This is a genomic window from Staphylococcus simulans (assembly GCF_025561465.1).
GTDB lineage: Bacteria > Bacillota > Bacilli > Staphylococcales > Staphylococcaceae > Staphylococcus > Staphylococcus simulans.
On record NZ_CP095100.1, the window covers coordinates 1,566,216 to 1,584,907 of the forward strand.

The 18,692-nt window shown below is 35.2% G+C and carries 15 protein-coding genes; 3 read left to right on the forward strand and 12 right to left on the reverse strand.

The annotated features are described in order from the left end of the window. Positions 1 to 111 precede the first annotated feature (111 nt). A complete protein-coding gene (gene acnA / locus MUA87_RS07340) occupies positions 112 to 2,817 on the reverse strand; it encodes an aconitate hydratase AcnA (protein ID WP_002480861.1) in 2,706 nt (901 codons plus the stop codon). Positions 2,818 to 3,080: 263 nt separating this feature from the next. Continuing rightward, a complete protein-coding gene (locus MUA87_RS07345) occupies positions 3,081 to 4,706 on the reverse strand; it encodes a BCCT family transporter (protein WP_002480860.1) in 1,626 nt (541 codons plus the stop codon). Positions 4,707 to 5,086: 380 nt separating this feature from the next. On the opposite strand from MUA87_RS07345, the gene mscL reads away from it, so the two are divergent. Beyond that, the gene (mscL, locus tag MUA87_RS07350) at positions 5,087 to 5,458 is read left to right on the forward strand and encodes a large conductance mechanosensitive channel protein MscL (protein ID WP_002480859.1); all 372 of its coding nucleotides are present in this window, start codon (positions 5,087 to 5,089) and stop codon (positions 5,456 to 5,458) included. 58 nt (positions 5,459 to 5,516) lie between these two features. On the opposite strand, the gene sbcC is transcribed toward mscL, so the two are convergent. The 7 genes from sbcC to sosA form a co-directional block, all read right to left on the reverse strand. Continuing rightward, positions 5,517 to 8,555 carry an exonuclease subunit SbcC gene (gene sbcC / locus MUA87_RS07355; protein WP_262550397.1) on the reverse strand — a complete coding sequence of 1,013 codons (3,039 nt, stop codon included), beginning with the start codon at positions 8,553 to 8,555 and terminating at the stop codon, positions 5,517 to 5,519. After that, positions 8,552 to 9,679, reverse strand: a complete 1,128-nt coding sequence (gene sbcD / locus MUA87_RS07360) for an exonuclease subunit SbcD (RefSeq protein ID WP_262550399.1) — start codon at positions 9,677 to 9,679, stop codon at positions 8,552 to 8,554. Before sbcD ends, sbcC begins: the two co-directional genes overlap by 4 nt. 277 nt (positions 9,680 to 9,956) lie before the next feature. Then, positions 9,957 to 10,424, reverse strand: a complete 468-nt coding sequence (locus tag MUA87_RS07365; RefSeq protein ID WP_002480856.1) for a CcdC family protein — start codon at positions 10,422 to 10,424, stop codon at positions 9,957 to 9,959. A gap of 161 nt (positions 10,425 to 10,585) precedes the next feature. Continuing rightward, positions 10,586 to 10,816 (reverse strand): YneF family protein, encoded by a 231-nt coding sequence (locus MUA87_RS07370; RefSeq protein ID WP_023015255.1) that lies wholly within the window; start codon positions 10,814 to 10,816, stop codon positions 10,586 to 10,588. 174 nt (positions 10,817 to 10,990) lie between these two features. Then, a complete protein-coding gene (tkt, locus tag MUA87_RS07375; RefSeq protein WP_002480854.1) occupies positions 10,991 to 12,979 on the reverse strand; it encodes a transketolase in 1,989 nt (662 codons plus the stop codon). A 208-nt stretch (positions 12,980 to 13,187) separates the two neighbouring features. After that, the gene (locus tag MUA87_RS07380; protein WP_002480853.1) at positions 13,188 to 13,430 is read right to left on the reverse strand and encodes a DUF896 domain-containing protein; all 243 of its coding nucleotides are present in this window, start codon (positions 13,428 to 13,430) and stop codon (positions 13,188 to 13,190) included. Between the two features lie 156 nt (positions 13,431 to 13,586). Continuing rightward, a complete protein-coding gene (gene sosA, locus MUA87_RS07385; RefSeq protein ID WP_002480852.1) occupies positions 13,587 to 13,820 on the reverse strand; it encodes a DNA damage-induced cell division inhibitor SosA in 234 nt (77 codons plus the stop codon). 144 nt (positions 13,821 to 13,964) lie between these two features. Between sosA and lexA the strand changes: the two genes are divergently transcribed. Beyond that, a complete protein-coding gene (lexA, locus tag MUA87_RS07390) occupies positions 13,965 to 14,588 on the forward strand; it encodes a transcriptional repressor LexA (protein ID WP_023015256.1) in 624 nt (207 codons plus the stop codon). 339 nt (positions 14,589 to 14,927) lie between these two features. After that, positions 14,928 to 15,611: a phosphoribosylaminoimidazolesuccinocarboxamide synthase gene (locus MUA87_RS07395; RefSeq protein ID WP_002480850.1), complete on the forward strand. Its 684-nt coding sequence runs from the start codon at positions 14,928 to 14,930 to the stop codon at positions 15,609 to 15,611. Between the two features lie 43 nt (positions 15,612 to 15,654). Here the strand turns inward: MUA87_RS07395 and MUA87_RS07400 are convergent, their stop codons facing one another. From MUA87_RS07400 to MUA87_RS07410, 3 genes are all read right to left on the reverse strand, one after another. Further along, complete coding sequence (locus MUA87_RS07400; protein WP_262550401.1) at positions 15,655 to 16,176, reverse strand: NAD(P)H-dependent oxidoreductase; 522 nt, start codon at positions 16,174 to 16,176, stop codon at positions 15,655 to 15,657. A gap of 142 nt (positions 16,177 to 16,318) precedes the next feature. Then, a complete protein-coding gene (locus MUA87_RS07405; RefSeq protein WP_262569067.1) occupies positions 16,319 to 17,731 on the reverse strand; it encodes a sucrose-specific PTS transporter subunit IIBC in 1,413 nt (470 codons plus the stop codon). Beyond that, positions 17,731 to 18,690 carry a carbohydrate kinase family protein gene (locus MUA87_RS07410; RefSeq protein ID WP_262550404.1) on the reverse strand — a complete coding sequence of 320 codons (960 nt, stop codon included), beginning with the start codon at positions 18,688 to 18,690 and terminating at the stop codon, positions 17,731 to 17,733. Before MUA87_RS07410 ends, MUA87_RS07405 begins: the two co-directional genes overlap by 1 nt. Positions 18,691 to 18,692 lie beyond the last annotated feature (2 nt).

An 18,692-nucleotide genomic window follows, 5' to 3' on the forward strand; every position in this document is an offset into this window, starting at 1 on the left:
CACACTTTCTATTCTCATTCCATGTTTTATCATAGCACAAAATGAAGAGGCTAAGACAGTTTCACACCATCTTAGCCTCACATCAAGTTCTATCAAAATAAGGTTGATGCCTTACGCATTTGCTAATTTATTACGTAATACAAGTTGTAAGATACCGCCATGACGGTAGTAGTCTAATTCAACTTGTGAATCGAAACGAGCGATTACATCGAATTCGATTGTTTCGCCATTTTCTTTTTTAGCAGTTACTTTAACTTTGTCATGTGGTTTTACAGATTCATCGATATCTACTGAAATTTCTTCAGTACCATCTAATCCAAGGCTGTCAGCTGAGTCGCCGTCTTGGAATTGAAGCGGTAATACACCCATCATTACTAAGTTAGAACGGTGGATACGTTCGTAGCTTTGTGCAATAACTGTCTTAACGCCTAGTAAGTTTGTACCTTTAGCAGCCCAGTCACGAGAAGATCCCATACCGTAGTCGTTACCTGCTAAGACAACTAATCCAGTACCGTCTTCTTTGTATTTCATTGCTGCGTCATAGATTGGCATTACTTCGCCTGTAGGCCAGTAAGTTGTGAAGCCGCCTTCTGTACCTGGCGCTAATTGGTTTTTAATACGGATGTTTGCGAAAGTACCTCTTACCATTACTTCGTGGTTACCACGACGAGAACCGTATGAGTTGAACTCTCTGATTGGTACGTCATTTTCTTGCAAGTATTGACCTGCTGGCGTATCTTTACCAATTGCACCCGCTGGTGAAATGTGGTCAGTTGTTACTGAGTCACCGAATTTACCCATCACGCGTAGATCTTTAAGCGGTTCGATTTTTCCTGGTTCTTTTGATAAACCTTGGAAGAACGTAGGGTTTTGGATATAAGTTGAGTTAGGATCAAAGTCGTATAATGGTTGATCCGTAGTTTCAATTTCATTCCACATTTCGTTATTTGTGTATACATCTGAGTATTCTTCACGGAATAAGTCAGGTGTAACAGTGCTTTCAACAGTATCAGCAACTTCTTTGATTGATGGCCAGATATCATCTAAGTATACATCGTTGCCATCTTTGTCTTGACCGATTGGGTCATTTTGTAAGTCGATATCTACGGTACCTGCTAAAGCATATGCCACAACTAATGGTGGTGAAGCTAAGTAGTTACCTTTTACTAATGGGTGGATACGACCTTCGAAGTTACGGTTACCAGATAATACAGAAGTTACAAGTAAGTCTTCGCCTGAAATTGCTTTTTCAATTTCTGGTAATAATGGACCTGAGTTACCGATACATGTCGTACAACCATAACCTACTAAGTTAAAGCCTAATGCATCTAAGTACTCTTGTAAGCCTGAATCATCTAAATAGCCAGTTACAACTTTAGAACCTGGTGCAAGTGATGTTTTCACGTACTCAGGTACTTTCATGCCTTTTTCAACTGCTTTTTTCGCAACTAAACCAGCACCTAACATTACATATGGGTTAGATGTGTTTGTACATGAAGTGATTGCCGCAATAGCGATATCACCTGTTGTCATTTTAGCAGTGTGGCCATCTGCGAATTCGATTGTTGCTTCTTTATCGAATTCAGATTCGTCGAATCCGAAACCTTGGTTGCCTGCTGGTGCAGTCACTGCTTTTTCGAATTCTTGTTTCATGTCGCCTAATTTAATTAAGTCTTGTGGACGTTTAGGACCTGATAAAGAAGGTTCTACAGTAGATAAGTCTAATTCAAGAACATCTGTGTAAGAAGGATCTTCTTTTTCCACATCGAAGAACATATGGTTTTGTTTCAAGTATTCTTCAACTAATTCAATTTGTTCTTCAGTACGGCCTGTTAAACGTAAATATTTTAATGATTCTTCATCAACTGGGAAGAAACCACATGTTGCACCGTATTCAGGTGCCATGTTAGCGATTGTAGCACGGTCAGCTAATGGTAAGTGTTGAACACCAGGACCATAGAATTCTACGAATTTACCAACTACGCCTTTTTTACGTAACTCTTCAGTTACACGTAAAGCTAAGTCAGTTGCTGTTGCACCTTGTGGTAATTGGTTTTCTAAACGAACACCGATTACGTCTGGGATTGGGAAGTATGAAGGTTGACCTAACATACCTGCTTCAGCTTCAATACCGCCGACACCCCAACCTAATACGCCAAGACCGTTGATCATTGTCGTATGAGAGTCAGTACCGACTAATGTATCTGGGAATGCTACTGTTTCACCATCTACATCTCTTGCATGTACAACGTTAGCTAAGTACTCTAAGTTAACTTGGTGTACGATACCTGTTGCTGGTGGTACAGCATTGTAGTTATCGAATGCTTTTGTTGCCCAGTTTAAGAATTGGTAACGTTCGAAGTTACGGTGGAATTCTAATTTCATGTTTTGACGTAATGCATCTGGATTCGCATAGCTGTCTACTTGTACTGAGTGGTCAATAACTAAGTCTACAGGTACTTCCGGGTTAATTTTATTAATATCGCCGCCTACATCATCCATTGCTTTACGTAATGAAGCTAAGTCAACAACTGCTGGTACACCTGTGAAGTCTTGTAAGATAACACGAGATGGTTTAAATGGTACTTCACCTTCAGCGCCATCACCGAATTTTGCTAATTCTTTAATATGGTCATCAGTAATTACGAAGCCATCCTCTTGGCGTAATACCGATTCCAATAGTACTCGAATTGAATATGGCAATTTGTTGATTTTAGTTAAACCTTGTTCTTCTAATGACTGCAAATCGTAAAAAGTATACGTATTGTCGTTTAAAGTAAACGTTTTCTTTGCTTGCTCTTTTAAGTTAGAAGACATCTAAATCCCCCCTGATTAATATTATGCCTTTACTTAGATTGTATATTGATATGATAGCGAATACAACTGATATTCATTAAAAACCAAATGTTCATTGTTTTTGTTTTATAATCAGTATGTATAAGTATATCTTATCATATCGACTTCGTGTAATAAGTATCTATTATGTATTGAGAATAATTTTCATTTATTTAGCCTAAATAAAATAAAAAATGCGCTGCCTTTCAATTTAATAATTGAAAGACAACGCATCTAAAATTCAATTAAGAATCAAGATTTTGTGATTGTTGACGTACTTTACGTTTTTCTAGAATATCTTCTTCATAATCTTGTTGTGAATATTTCACATATTCTTCTAAACGATGCTTATTAGGTGTCAATGTTAAGCCTAAGAACTTACGTTCACGGTTCGCATCTTTGTAGAAGGCAATCATCATTAATATGATCACAATGGAGAATGGCAAGGCACTGATAATCGCTGCACTTTGCAGTGAGTTCAAGCCTGTATCTCCACCTGAGAATAACAAGATGAACGCGATTAATGATTGCGCAACACCCCAAGTTACTTTAATGTATGATGCCGGTTCTAATGAACCATAAGAAGTCTGCATACCTAATACGAATGTAGCTGAGTCTGCAGAAGTAACGAAGAATGATGCAATCAATAGTAACGCAACAATTGATAATATAATGCCTAAAGGCAAGTGATTAAATACTGCGAATAATTGTGTCTCAGGTGACATTTCAAAGATTTCTTTGTGTTTTTTACCAGTTTCAATACCTAGTACACCAAACACACTGAACCAAATGAAGCTGACTAATGCTGGTACTAATAGCACGCCTGAAACGAATTCGCGAATTGAACGTCCTTTAGATACACGCGCAATGAACACACCTACGAATGGACTCCAGCTTAACCACCAGCCCCAATAGTATAGTGTCCAACCTGACATCCATTCACGTTTTTGTGGGTTTAATGCTGCTGTATCAAAGCTGTTGGCTAAGAATGTGTTCAACAAGCTACCTGTTGAGCTTGTCAACATGTCTAAGATTAGAACAGTTGGACCAATAATTAATGCAACAATCATTAAAATTGTACCTAAACCGATGTTTAAGTTACTTAAGTATTGGATCCCTTTACTGATACCAGACCATGCTGATGCGATGAACATGATAGTCACAACAACGATAATAATACCTTGTACCCAAACATTGTTTGGAAGGCCGAATAAGTAATGTAAACCACCATTGATTTGTAGTGCACCCATACCTAATGATACTGCTACACCAACAACAGTCGCGAAGACTGCTAATACGTCAATGATAGTACCCACAGGTCCATCTACTTTATCTCCTAAAATAGGACGTAAAGTCTTAGATAATAAACCTGGTTCTCCTTTTCTGAACTGTGCATAAGCAAGTGCTAATGCTACTACACCATAAGTTGCCCATGCATGGAAGCCCCAGTGGAAGAACGTAGAACGTAACGCTTCAGTATAGGCTTGAGCTGTTTCAGGTTTCGCATTTGGCGGCGCCGCAAAATGTCCCATTGGTTCTGCTGCACCATAGAATACTAAACCGATACCCATACCGGCACTGAATAACATCGCAAACCATGAAATCGTATTGAATTCAGGTTTGTCATTAGGCTTACCTAGTTTCAGTTTTCCAATTGGACTGAAGATAAGGAAAACACAGAAGAATACTAGGATTGTAGTTAAGATTAAGTAATACCAACCCAATTTATCGGTAATCCATAGTTTGATTGTATTCGTTACATGATCAAACTGTGATGGGAAGATTGCACCAGCGAGTACTACAATAAGTACAATAATTGAAGCGTAAATAAAGACTGGTGAGAGCTTCTTACCTCTTTGAGAAGAATCCATAATCAATTACTCCCTTTCTGATTTATTTTGTTGTCAATGATATGCTTTTGATATTTTATAACAAAATATCATTTTAGTGAAAAACCAAGTATAATCATAACAAAATCAAGTTGTATAGGCAAATTTAGGAAAATTGATTATACAATCGTATAAAAATCAATTTTATTAAAAATACATTGAGCAATAAACAACTTGATTTCTTACATTGAAATTATACATTACTTTAACATACCCTCTTACCAGATAAAAAACTAAGAATTTTTAACTTTTTTTAAGCAAACGCTTACTATTAGTAAAAAATCCAACATCTAAAAAAATGTATTTTATTACTTAAAACATTAATGTATAATTAACTTTAGTAAATTTAGGAGGACATACTCGTGTTTAAAGAATTTAAAGAGTTTGCGTTTAAAGGAAATGTATTAGATTTAGCTGTCGCAGTAGTAATGGGAGCTGCATTCAATAAGATTGTTACATCACTTGTCACTTATATTATTATGCCGTTAATCGGTTTGATTTTCGGAACAGTAGATTTTGCGAAAAACTGGTCAATGTTCGGTATTAAATATGGTTTATTTATTCAATCGATTATTGATTTCTTAATCGTCGCTTTTGCATTATTCTTATTCGTCAAAGTAGCTAACACTATGATGAAGAAAGAAGAAGTTGAAGAAGAACCAGAAGAAAATACAATCTTATTAACTGAAATCAGAGACTTACTTCAAAAACAGAATAACCCATCTGATCAATAAGATTTAGCACAAAATAAAAAGCAATGCCGCAATTTTAATAACTGTGGCATTGCTTTTTTTATTGAAATCTAAATTCTGCATGGCTTTGATAACCATTTGAATGAATCTGTAAAATACTTGGAATGCGTTGTTTTAACTCGCTGACATGAGAAATAATCCCCACCATTCGACCTGATGTTTTAATATTAATCAATGTATCCAATGCTGTTTCTAACGTTTCTTGGTCTAGCGTTCCAAATCCTTCATCGATAAAGATAGCTTCTAACGTAATACCGCCAGATTCTTGTTGTACCACTTCACTTAAGCCTAACGCTAAGGCTAATGCAGCTTGGAAAGATTCTCCGCCTGACAATGTACTAATCGGTCGTGATTTATTAGAATACCAGTCAAAGACTTCTATATCTAATCCACTGTAACCTACTGACACCGCTTCACTTCTCACCAATTTATACCTTTGATTTGTCATCTGGAAGAAACGTTTATTCGCATTATCAATAATCAAGTTTAAGTAATATCTCAACACGAAGTTTTCTAATGTTAATTTTTGAATATTTTTTCCAGATAAAATTTCTGAAAGTCTGAAAATCTCTTCTTGATCAGCTAATTCTTGCTGTAACGTTGTTATATTCTCTTTTAACGCCTTAAATTCTTTTTGATTAGATTGGATTTTGAATTCATGTTCATTCACTTGTCGCGTTTGCACATCTAACTTCTCTTTCGCCTCTTGAAGTTGCGCTTCCAAACTTTCTAAATCTGGTTCAGGTTGTCCTTGTATCAATTGTTTTAAATTCTCAATTTGGCTGGCTAGTTTAACTTGAGCATCACGGAAATCTTTAATTTCTTGTTCAATAGATGCTTTCTCACTCATTTTTTCCAGAACATTTTTCACTTCATCTGGTGATTGAATACCTAGCGTTTCCATTTCTTTATTAGACTGTGTTTCTTGATTTTTGATTTGTTCTGAGAGTTCTGATAGACGCTCATTAACACTTTGAAGCGAGTTTTGTTTTAATGCAAAGTTTTGTTCAAGCTCTCTTATTTTTTCAGTTAACTTTGTCTGTTGTGTTTCATATTGACGGACTTCTTTTTCTTTAGTTTCATAATCATTTTTAAATGCCACTACATCTTTATATTCAGTATTTGATTCAAACGCTTTAATCAGTTTTTGCTGGTTCGTCAATTCTGCTTGTTGATTGGCTACTTTTAACTGTAATGACTGAATTGCTTCTTTAGTTTGTTGTTTTTGCTTTATTTTCTCTTCAAGTTCAGCATTAGCTTTTTGTTGTTGTTGTTTTATGGTTTCTGTATCTTTATATTGCTCCCTTAATGCTTCTATATCCACTTTGATTTTTTCAGTGCCATGTGTTTCTTCAAACGTATTGACTGCTTGTTGCTCGATTTTTATTTCTGTATTGAATTCGGCTGCTTTAGCTTTTAATTCATCTCTTTGTTTTTGTAAGTTTTCAAGCTCATGTCGATAAGCTCTTAATTGTTCGTAATCTACATGATCTGACAGTGATGTAATTTCATGACCACAAATTGGACATTGATCACCAGGTTCTAACATAGATTGTAATTTTCGAATCATTGTTTCTTGATTGTCTAATTCTAACTGATGTGTATTGAATGCTTTGATTTTTTCTTCTAGTTCATTTAAGGCCGTTTGATTTTCTTCTTGCTTTGTTTTTAGCCGTTCAATATTTTGTATTTGCTTTTGATATGTCGTAAAGGCAGTTTGATATTGTTCAGCTGCTTTAATTTCATTGTCAATTTCAAACAGTTTCTGTGTTAGTTGATTTACTTTTTCGTAATCCGGTTGAACTGTTTCATGACTTGAATCAAGTTGTTTTAAATGTGCTTGTTGTTCATTTAATGCATCTTCTAGTTGTTTCACTTCAACTGTCAGCTCATCGATTAATTTATAAGCACTTTGATATTGAGATGCATTTTTATAAAAATATTGAGTTTCACTTATAAAATGTTGTGCTTGTTCGATTTGTGATTGATTTTCTTGTAATTGTTTTAACTGTTGTTTACTTTCTTCTAATTGCGTTTCAATTTGTTTTAACTGTTTAGTTAAATTTTCGGATCTTTCTTGCGTTTGTGTGTAATCTTCACGCGATTGTTCAAGTGTCGTCAAAATTTGATGTAAAGGACGCACTTCTCTCATTTGTTTTAAAAGTGTTTCTAACAATTCAATATGTTGTACTTCATTTGTTAAGTTTTGATACTTTTCTTGTTCTTGTTGTAATGCTTTGATATTTTGATTCAGTTCAAGTGCTTTACGATACGTAGCATCTGCTTTTTCAAATTCATTTTGTTCTTTTTCTTTTTGTTTTGTCAGTCGTTTTAATAATGTTTCAGCTGTTGTTTCAAATTCTGGGATATACAACATCAATTTATCTGTTTGAATACTTGGTGTTGTTTTCAAATTTTCTAAATGTTCATCTTCAAAAGTATCTACATTTTGCCAATGTTGCGCAATTGTTTGATAACGTAATTCAATTTGATGTTTTTCATCTTTAATCTCTTCTTCTAGTTGCTTTTTTAGGTGGTCAAAACGTACTGTGTTGAATAATGTACGTAAAATTGTTTGTTTCTCAGAACTTTTAGAGAATAAAAACTTTTTAAATTCACCTTGCGGTAAAATAAATAACTGTCTGAACTGACTGGCATTAACGCCTAATAATCTGATCAGATACTCTTTTCCTTGTCTGATTCGACTTTCTATAAGTTCATAGCCGTCATTTTTCCACTCGTAAATTAGTGCTTCGCCTTTTGTCTCGTTTTTATTTCCTTCTTTCACAAAGGGTGCTTGTCGGACGACTTTAAATAAACGATTTTTCAATCGAAATTCAAATGTGACAACCATTGGTGATTTACCATCTGCGAAATGGCTTCTAAGCTCTTTGCCTTTTCTGCTTTCTAAAGAAGCTTCATCAAATAAAGCATAGACAATCGCATCAAATAACATTGACTTTCCTGAACCTGTTTTACCGCTGATTAAAAACAGTTCGTTATCCTCTAGTTTAGAAAAATCTATTGTTTCGTCTAAGAAAGGCCCGAAGTTTTCTAAATGTAATGTCAATGGTCTCATGCTTCTTCACCTCGATTCATGCGATTTAACAAGTCATTAATTTTTTGTTCTTGTACTTTGCTTAATGATTTTTGTGTCATGCTTTCATAGAAATCCTCAATAATTTCTTTATCTGTCATTTGTTTAATCGCATTTTGTGTTTCATGTACTTCAAACGTTCGACTCTGATTAGATAGTGCTAATACGTTAGGATAGATTTGTTTTAAATTCATCATCGGATCATTAACATGTGAAAGTTGAGTTAAATTGAAATGGATGTAGTTTTCTTTATTTTTAACTTGTGCATTTTCTTGAATTGCTTCTTCATAAGTGGCATCAACGACTTCTAATTCTCTCAATGGTTTGAGTGGAATGAAAATAGATTCAATGTATCCTTCTTCATCTACAGTTAATTTACGATAACCTTTTGCTTGTTTCGTTTCTGAAAATGAGTACTGTAAGAGTGAGCCACTGTAATGAACAAAATCTGATTGAATACTGAATGGATGATGTAAATGGCCTAAGAGTACGCTATCAAATTGCTTCATAACATTTTCCGATATTTCTTCAACTGTTCCAATAGATAACTCACGTTCTGAATCTGACTTTATGCCGCCTGAAACAGTCAGATGACCGACTAATATATTAGTTTGATTAGAGTCTAATTGTGCTGTCATATGTTTTAAACAACATTGAATTGCTTGATCGTAGGACTTCAATTTTTCTTCTGGATAGAAATGCTGAATTTCTCCTAAAGTTGCGTATGGCAACATATAAAAATTCACACCATTAATCGTAATCGGTTCTGCAATGCGGTCTAAATTGGTGCGAATATATAAATGCGTATGCTCAAACCAGCTAGCTCCATAATTCAATCGTGTTCTGCCATCATGGTTACCGCTAATAATGATAAGTGGAATATTTAATGTTAAGTTTAAAGTTCTTGTTGTTTCTTCTAATAATTTAACTGTTTCTTTATTTGGATAGCTCGTGTCATACAAGTCACCTGCAATGACAATGACGTCTGGTTGTTCTTCTTTCATCGCATCAATAAATTGGTTTAAAATGTAACGTTGGTCCTCTAAAAAAGATTGCCCATTTAAAATTTTACCTAGATGCCAATCGGCAGTATGTATGATTTTCATCTAATCACCTCTTTTATTGATTATAGTACAAAACGTCCATCCCTTTATAGAGAATAGACGTTCATCATTGACTACTTATATAGCTTTTGAAATTTCGCAAAGGTATACACCATCCCAGCAATAATCGCTGAAATAATACCTATAACATGTTTGAGTTTCACTCCGAGTCACCTCTCTTTATGCTTATTTCTTACCCAAAATAAAAATAAACGATGCTTTACCAATCATTGCAAAACATCGTTTAAATTATATTTATTGTTTTATTTACTATTATCCATCAATCAGCTATTTGTTTTCTTAATTTTTTATATTTCATCAGCATCGCAATTCGCCATGGTAAAATCATTGAAAATGCCAATAAGAAAAACATACCGCCGAGTTGACCTGGATCAATTTGACTGCTGATGACAAGTTTCATAACAGTACGAATCACTAGCAAGGAAATCAAAATGATTGGAAAGGCTTTCGAACGTTTCATATAAATCTCTTTGCCCTTTATCTCGAAACGAGATGTCCAAATCAATACAATTGAGAACATCAACCCAACTGCCATTGCTTCAAGTGCTTCAAGTCCTGTAATTCTAAAATAAGGAATAACATACATCAGCGCACCCGTAGACATAAAAATCGGCGGCAATATGAGTTTCTTCTCATTGACTGGATATTGTTGTGCTTTCATTCGTAATATAATAACGCCGATACTCATTAAAAATGCGACACCGACTGAGAATATAAGATATAACACCGTGACACCTTCTTTTCTACATTAAGTCTATCCTGCGAAATCATTTCATAGTATATCATTTTGTGTCTATATTTCCATATCAAAACGATTGAAAAAGTATAAATACAAATAAAAAGAAAGCTATATGCCGCTGCACACAACTTTCTTTTTATAGATACTGATTATTTCATTTTTTGATCCATGTTTTTGTTCATCATCGTCATCATTTGATTGATTTTCTTTTGAGATGGTTTTTGGCCCATTTGCATCATCATCATACGTAACATCTCTTCGTTGATAGGAGGATTCTTTTTAAGATAATCCATCATATATTTTCTTGCTAGGAAGAATCCACCAACTAAACCGATGATAAGTGCAGCAATGATTAATAAAATTGCTATCCAAGTTGCCATTGTCTCACCCACTTTCTTTATCCTTTAGCATTTTACTAAAATAATTTCATCTTTTCAAGTTGAATCGATACTAAAACATAAGAATAAGAGCTATTCCTAGCTCATTGAAACGCTAACCGCTATTTTGGGTGTTTCAATTGTAGAATAGCTCTTATCTTTATCTTAATTCAAAACTTATAGGTTATTCAAAAGTTTTAAAACATTTTCTTTAGTGAAGCCATATTTTTCAACAACTAATCCGCCTGGTGCACTTGCGCCGAAACGATCGATACCAAGTACTTCGCCTTCTAAGCCGACATATTTATGCCAACCTAATGAAGAAGCCATTTCAATCGCTAAACGTTTTTTAATTGTTGGTGGGATAACTTCATCTTGGTAAGATTTTGGTTGTTGTTCAAATGCATGCCAGTTCGGCATAGAAACAACACGTACTGAGTTACCGTTATCCGCAAAAGTTTTTGCTGCTTCTACTGCTAAGCTTACTTCTGAACCAGAAGCTAATACAAGATATTCTGGATTTTCTTCAGATTCATATACTACATAAGCACCTTTACGTACACCTTCTTCTACTGTTTCTTTAGAAACATCTAATACAGGAAGGTTTTGACGTGTTAATACTAATGAAGTTGGTGTTTGTTCACTCTCTAATGCAACTTCCCAAGCTACGCGTGTTTCGTTACCATCTGCTGGACGAATCACATTCATATTAGGAATTGCACGTAAACCTGCTAATTGTTCAATCGGTTCGTGAGTTGGACCATCTTCACCAACAGCGATTGAGTCATGTGTAAAGATAAATGTTGAGTTAAGACCCATAATTGCTGAAAGTCTTAATGCTGGTTTTAGATAGTCACTGAACACGAAGAATGTCGCACCGTAAGGATTTACTCCACCGTGTGCTGCCATACCGTTTACAGCTGCTGCCATCGCAAATTCTCTAACACCGAACCAAATATTTTTACCTTCAGGTGTATTGCGATCATAGTCTGGTGCATCTTTAACATTTGATTTGTTTGAACCAGCTAAGTCTGCTGAACCACCGAAGAATGAAGGTACAGATTTGCTTAGTGCTTGAATGACTTCACCTGAGTCTGCACGTGTAGCACTTTCTGAACCGACTTCGAATTCTGGTAATTCTGCTTCATAGTTTTCAGGTAATTTACCAGCAATCGCATCTTTGAATTCTTGTGCTAATTCTGGATAAGATTCTGCGTATTTTTCAACTAAAGCTTTCCATGCTTCTTCGTTTTCAGTTGCACGTGTCAACATAGTTTCATTGAAGACATCATAAACTTCATCCGGAACGTAGAAACGTTTTTCTGGATCCAATTTATAGTTTTCTAATGTTAATGTACGTTCATCATCACCAAGTGGAGCACCATGTACACCATGTGTACCTGATTTATTTGGTGAACCGTAACCAATAACTGTTTTAACTTCAATCATAGTTGGACCATTTTGTTCTTTAGCTTTTTCAATGGCACTATTAATTTCTTCTAAATCATTACCATCTTTAACTAAGATGTGGTTCCAACCATATGATTCAAAGCGTTTTTTGATGTCTTCAGAGAATGCTTTATCAAGATCACCATCAAGTGAAATATCATTTGAATCGTATAACACGATTAATTTGTCTAATTGTAAGTGACCTGCTAATGAAGCTGCTTCATGAGAAATACCTTCCATCAAGTCACCATCAGAAGCTAAAACATAAGTGTAATGATTTACGACTTCAGCATCTGGTTTGTTGAATTTACCTGCTAAGTGGTTTTCTGCCATTGCCATACCTACTGACATTGCGAAACCTTGTCCAAGTGGACCTGTAGTTACTTCGACACCTTGTGTGTGTCTGAACTCAGGATGTCCTGGTGTTTTAGAATCCCATTGTCTAAATTGTTTCAATTCTTCTAATTCTAAGCTGCCTGATACATGTAATAGGCTGTAAAGTAATGCAGAACCGTGCCCTGCAGATAAGATGAATCTATCTCTGTTAAAGTATTCATTTGAATTAGGGTTAAAGTTCAAATGTCTTGTCCATAATGTGTATGCCATTGGTGCAGCACCCATCGGTAATCCTGGGTGACCAGAATTTGCTTTTTCAATTGCATCAATACTCAATGCTCTGATTGTATTGATTGCAAGCTCATCTCTTTTATCGAACATCAATAAAACTTCCTTTCTATACAGCATGATTTTATGCCATTATACATTAAATCAGTTAAGTTTAACATTTATTGTCCTCATGAAATCGCTATCAAATATAATAAAAGTGATTAAAACAATCAAAATATACATTTTCATGAAAAAAGAGCCTTTAGAACATCAATTATTCTGTTCTAAAAGCTCTACATTTATTGTAGTATATTGAGTTTTATTGTCTTTTATTTTGCTCACGTTGTACTTGTTTTAATTTTTCTGGTGTTACATCATTTCCCTCAGGATCTAATACTTTTGTATTTTCAATTTGTTGTTTGAAACCTTCGCGGAATGTTTCAAGATATTTTTGATGTAACTCTGCTCTTTCTTTCGCTTCTTCTTTTGTTAAGCCTTCTTCTTTTTTCTTCTTAGAAAGTTCATTAATACGGTTAATTGTTTCTTTATGTTGATCTGCCATGCTATCGACCTCCATTAGTCTGATGATTATTTATCTTAGCAAACAATCGCTCAAAATAAAATCAATATGTTCTACTAAACTTATTCCCACTTACAGCAACCTTACACCATAGAACACATCGTGTTAGCAGTATAATCAATACACTTTATTTTTAAATCAGTGAACAGTTGCGACGATAGGTCTGTTATTTTGTTCGCCCTGTTCTATATATTGTTGCTCATGTTCGGCTTTTTGTTCTACCTTAGTTGGAAGTGTATGATCTGTCATTTCGTACACTTGTTCCTCATTACTTGACTGCTCTGCACCGATTAAAAACGCTGAAACTAACATAAAAGACATTAACAATACTGCTGTATATAGTAAAAAACTAGTTTGATATTTCCTAATCATTATTCGAACACCCCTAGAACATTTGTTTGTATTTAAACAATATCAGAACGATTGTTCGGTGTCAACACTTTTACGAACAAATGTTTGTAAAGGCTATATTAACGTGATATAATAAGAACAAACTAGAAGAGGATGTGCATATAAATGACTGAACTTACGAAGCGTCAAAGCGAAATTTATGAATATATAAAACAAGTCGTTCATACAAAAGGTTATCCGCCAAGTGTCAGAGAAATCGGTGAAGCAGTCGGACTTGCTTCAAGCTCTACTGTACACGGGCATCTATCACGATTAGAAAGCAAAGGGTATATTCGTCGTGACCCTACAAAACCACGCGCAATTGAAATTGTCAGCGACCAAATTGAAGATGCTGCTGAGATCGAAGGTACTATCCATGTACCAGTTATTGGTAAAGTCACAGCCGGTGTCCCAATCACAGCAGTAGAAAATGTAGAAGAATACTTCCCATTACCAGAACACTTTACATCAACACATAACAGCGACATTTTCATTTTAAATGTTGTTGGAGACAGTATGATTGAAGCTGGTATTTTAGATGGAGATAAAGTCATCGTCAGAAGTCAGACTATCGCAGAAAACGGTGATATTATTGTAGCTATGACAGAAGATGATGAAGCAACTGTAAAACGCTTCTACAAAGAAAAACATCGTTATAGATTACAACCTGAAAACAGTACAATGGAACCTATTTATTTAGAACATGTATCTGTTTTAGGTAAAGTTGTAGGTCTATTTAGAGAGCTGTAGGCAATCGTATCTGTTCATAGGCATATCATCTCTTCTTAATTTTTGTTCGTGACAAATTATTTAGATTCAAATTAGATTAGTAAACTACTAACACCCCATAATGTCCAAAATTCATAGACATTATGGGGTGTTTTAATTATTTTGGTCTGTTTATCTCCATTCTGTTATTTCTTATACTGTGCATAAACAATTTGCATCTTAAAGCAGCTTTAGCCTTGCATGCACCTTGCTTTTTAGTTTAAAATGCAGCAATGCCATCATATTTTCATACTTTTGTATTTATATAAAAGAGAAATTCACTTATACTAAACATGAGTAATACTTGAGGAGTGAGATGAAATGGATTTAATTTACAAAGGTAAAACAAAAGATGTCTATCAAGACAAAGATGGTGAAATTGTTCTTTTCTTCAAAGATGATATGACAGGAAAAGATGGCAAATTTGATCCAGGTGAAAACCAAGTTGGCTTAACTGTTGAGGGTTCAGGTAAAGCTGGTCTTAAAATGACAAGTTATTTCTTCGAAAAAATCAACGCTGCTGGCATTCCAACACATTATATCGACGCAAACATTGAAGATCGTCAAATGCGTGTTAAAAAAGTATCAGTATTCGGTCATGGATTAGAAGTTATTTGCAGATACCGCGCAGTGGGTTCATTTATCCGCAGATACGGTGACTATATCGAAGAAGGCGCACCACTTAACGCATATGTAGAAATGACTTTAAAAGATGATGAAAGACAAGATCCACTCATCAACAAAGCAGGTCTTGAAGCGTTAAACATCTTAAAACCAGGTGAATACGACGAAATTGCTAAATTAACAGTAAAAATTTCAGACATCATTAAAGAAGAACTTGCACAAAAAGGTTTAGAACTTTACGACATTAAATTAGAATTTGGTCGCGATGAAAAAACTGGTGAAGTTTTACTTATTGATGAAATCTCTGGCGGTAACATGCGTGTGTTTGATAAAGACGGCAAATACATTGAACCTTTAGAGTTTGGAGAGTATTTATTCTAATTAAACGAAAGCTGAGATCAAAAAACGATCTCAGCTTTTTTATTTACAACTTTTTCACAAATTCTATATAGTGCTTGCTGCCTTCAATCAATTCGTTTTTCGTCGCATGATTCACTGTACCATATTGTTCAAAGTGTCCTTTATATTGGGCACCGATATAATTAAAAGTCGCAACGAATGGTGAAAGTAATGTGTCTAACGTGAATCGATTCGAACCTTCTTCTGAATAATCTTCTTCTAAACTGCCAACTGTCGTCGCAATCGCAAATTTTTTATCACGAAGTTTCGTTCCTTCTGGACCATATGCAAAATTAAATAAAAATACTTCATCTTGATATTGTTTCAATAATGGCGGACTACTATACCAATATAATGGAAATTGGAATACTATTGTATCGTAACTCATTAATCTTTCTTGTTCGCGTGCAACATCAATGTTTCTGTCAGGGTACAATTCATATAAATCGACCACATCAATTTGTTCGTTTATCAAAGCATTTTTCCACATACGATTAACTACTGAGTTTTCCATATCTGGATGGATAATAATGACTAATTTTCGCATCTTTGCACTCCTTTGATCTTCTTCAATACTCGAAATGATTATAACTTTTAAACTTTTCTTTTGCCATGATGCTTCACAAAAATTGCGAACATTTTCTATTAAAAAAACTGTTAACCACAATTTGTGATTAACAGTTTATCCATTATTTAGCTTCCTTGATCTCCTCAGCTAATTTATCACTATATCCAAAGAACCAAGTTAATACAAAAGCTGTCGCAAATGAAATTACTAACACTAATAAATAAAGTGGCAATTGGCCAATATCTTTTAAGAATAATAAGATACCTGGCAATACAGTAATCGCCATACCTGATGCTTTTAAGTGGAAAAGTGCTGCGAAGAACCCACCTACTGCTCCACCAATCAAACCACAAACAAAAGGTTTAAAGTAACGTAAGTTTACACCGAAAATCGCAGGTTCTGTAATACCAAGTAATGCTGAAAATGCTGAAGGTAACGCTAACGCTTTTAATTTAGCCTTTTTCGTTTTAAGTCCTACCGCAACAGCTGCTGCGGCTTGAGCTGTCATAGCTGCTGAAATAATCGGGTTGAATTCATTATAATGGAATTTTTCTAACAACTGAATTTCCATGAAGTTAAAGATGTGATGTACACCTGTAACCACGATAATTTGTTGGAAGAACCCAATTAAAAGTCCAGCGATACCGAATGGTAAAGCAAGTACCCATTCTGTTCCTGACAATATAATTGTTTCAATTGAATGGAATACAGGACCAATCACAAATAATCCTAAAGTAATCATCACAAGTAAGACTAAGAATGGTGTCACAATTAAATCAATCGCATCTGGAATACGTTTTCTCAATGCTTTTTCAAACTTAGCACCAATTAAACCAACGAAGAATGCAGGCAATACTGAACCTTGGTAACCGACAATCGGTATAAATCCAAAGAATTTAATAGCTTCTGCTGAACCATCACCTACTTCATACGCATTAGGCAATGCTGGGTTTACGAGCATCAATCCTAATACGATACCTAAAACAGGACTGCCACCAAAGACTTTAAAGGCACTCCAAGCAACTAATGCAGGCAGAAACGCAAAGGCAGTATCCGTCAGCACTTGTGTGAACAAAATAAAGTTTTGTGGGATATCTTTAGCTGTCATGCCCATCCAGCTTAAAATTTGGTCGTTCATTACGACACCGCGTAGTCCCATAAACAGACCTGTCGCAACTAAGACTGGAATAATCGGTACGAAAACATCACCGAACACACGAATCGCTCGTTGAAATGCATTGCCTTGTTTGGCACCCGCTTCTTTAACCTCTGATTTCGAACTGCCCTCTACACCTAATTGTGTAATTTCATTATAAATCTTGTTGACGGTACCGGTTCCAAAAATAATTTGAAATTGTCCCGAATTATAAAAGGCACCTTTTACTTTTTCAATTTCTTCTACTTCTGCTTGATATACTTTTTCATTATCTTTGACCATGATTCTTAAACGCGTCGCACAATGGGCAAGAGATTCAATATTTTCCTCTCCACCCACTGCTTGAATGACCGCTTCTGCTATTTTCTTATCACTCATTACTTTTCACCTCTCATAAACGTTGTCGTTTGTGTTTTTGTCGGCAGACTTTCTATCGCACCATATGCAGTAGTTGTTAATGCGCCGACCGCATTCGCAAATTTTAAAAATTGATGCCTTTCTTCAAAAAGCTTGTGCTTACCATGTGTTAATAACTGATAGTTGATGGCACCGATAAAGGCATCACCCGCACCAGTTGTATCTAAAACTTCCACGTTAAAACCAGTTTCTTTTGCAATTAAGCCTTCTTTTGTATAAAGCGCAGCACCTGCTTTGCCTTCTGTATAAATAACAGCTTCTACATTGCCTTTAAAAAGCGAATCGATTGCTGCTTGTTTATCTTTAATACGCGTAATAAATTCTAATTCTTCATCTGAAATTTTGACAATATGTGCTTTAGGAATAAATTCTAATACAGTATGGTGTAATGCATCTAAATCATCCCAAAGCGGGAAGCGTAAGTTCGGATCAAAAACAACAGTCCCTTTTGCTTCTAACATTTGATCGATCAACATGCGGTGTGTTGCTTTCATTGGACAATCTACTAAATCAACCGAACAAAAATGCAGAATATCTGTCTCATCAAAGGATAAATCTGTTAACTGATCCGCTTCCAACAACATATCTGCTGAAGGTTTACGATAAAACGCAAAGTCTCGTTCTCCCGCTGCGGTTAAGCTGACAAATGCAAGTGCTGTATTCGCTGTGGATGTTTGTTTCAAATACTGCGTATCGACACCAACATCCTTGAGTTTATCTTCTATTTTCTCGCCGAATGCATCATCACCGACTTGTGTAACTACTGCCGCATCGCCGCCTAATTTTGCGACACAACTTGCGACGTTTGTAGGTGCACCGCCGACTTGCGGTGAAAACTGTGTCACTTCTTTTAATTTCGCATCACGTTCACTAGGGATAAAATCGATTAATGCTTCTCCAACTGCATATAATTTATTCATGA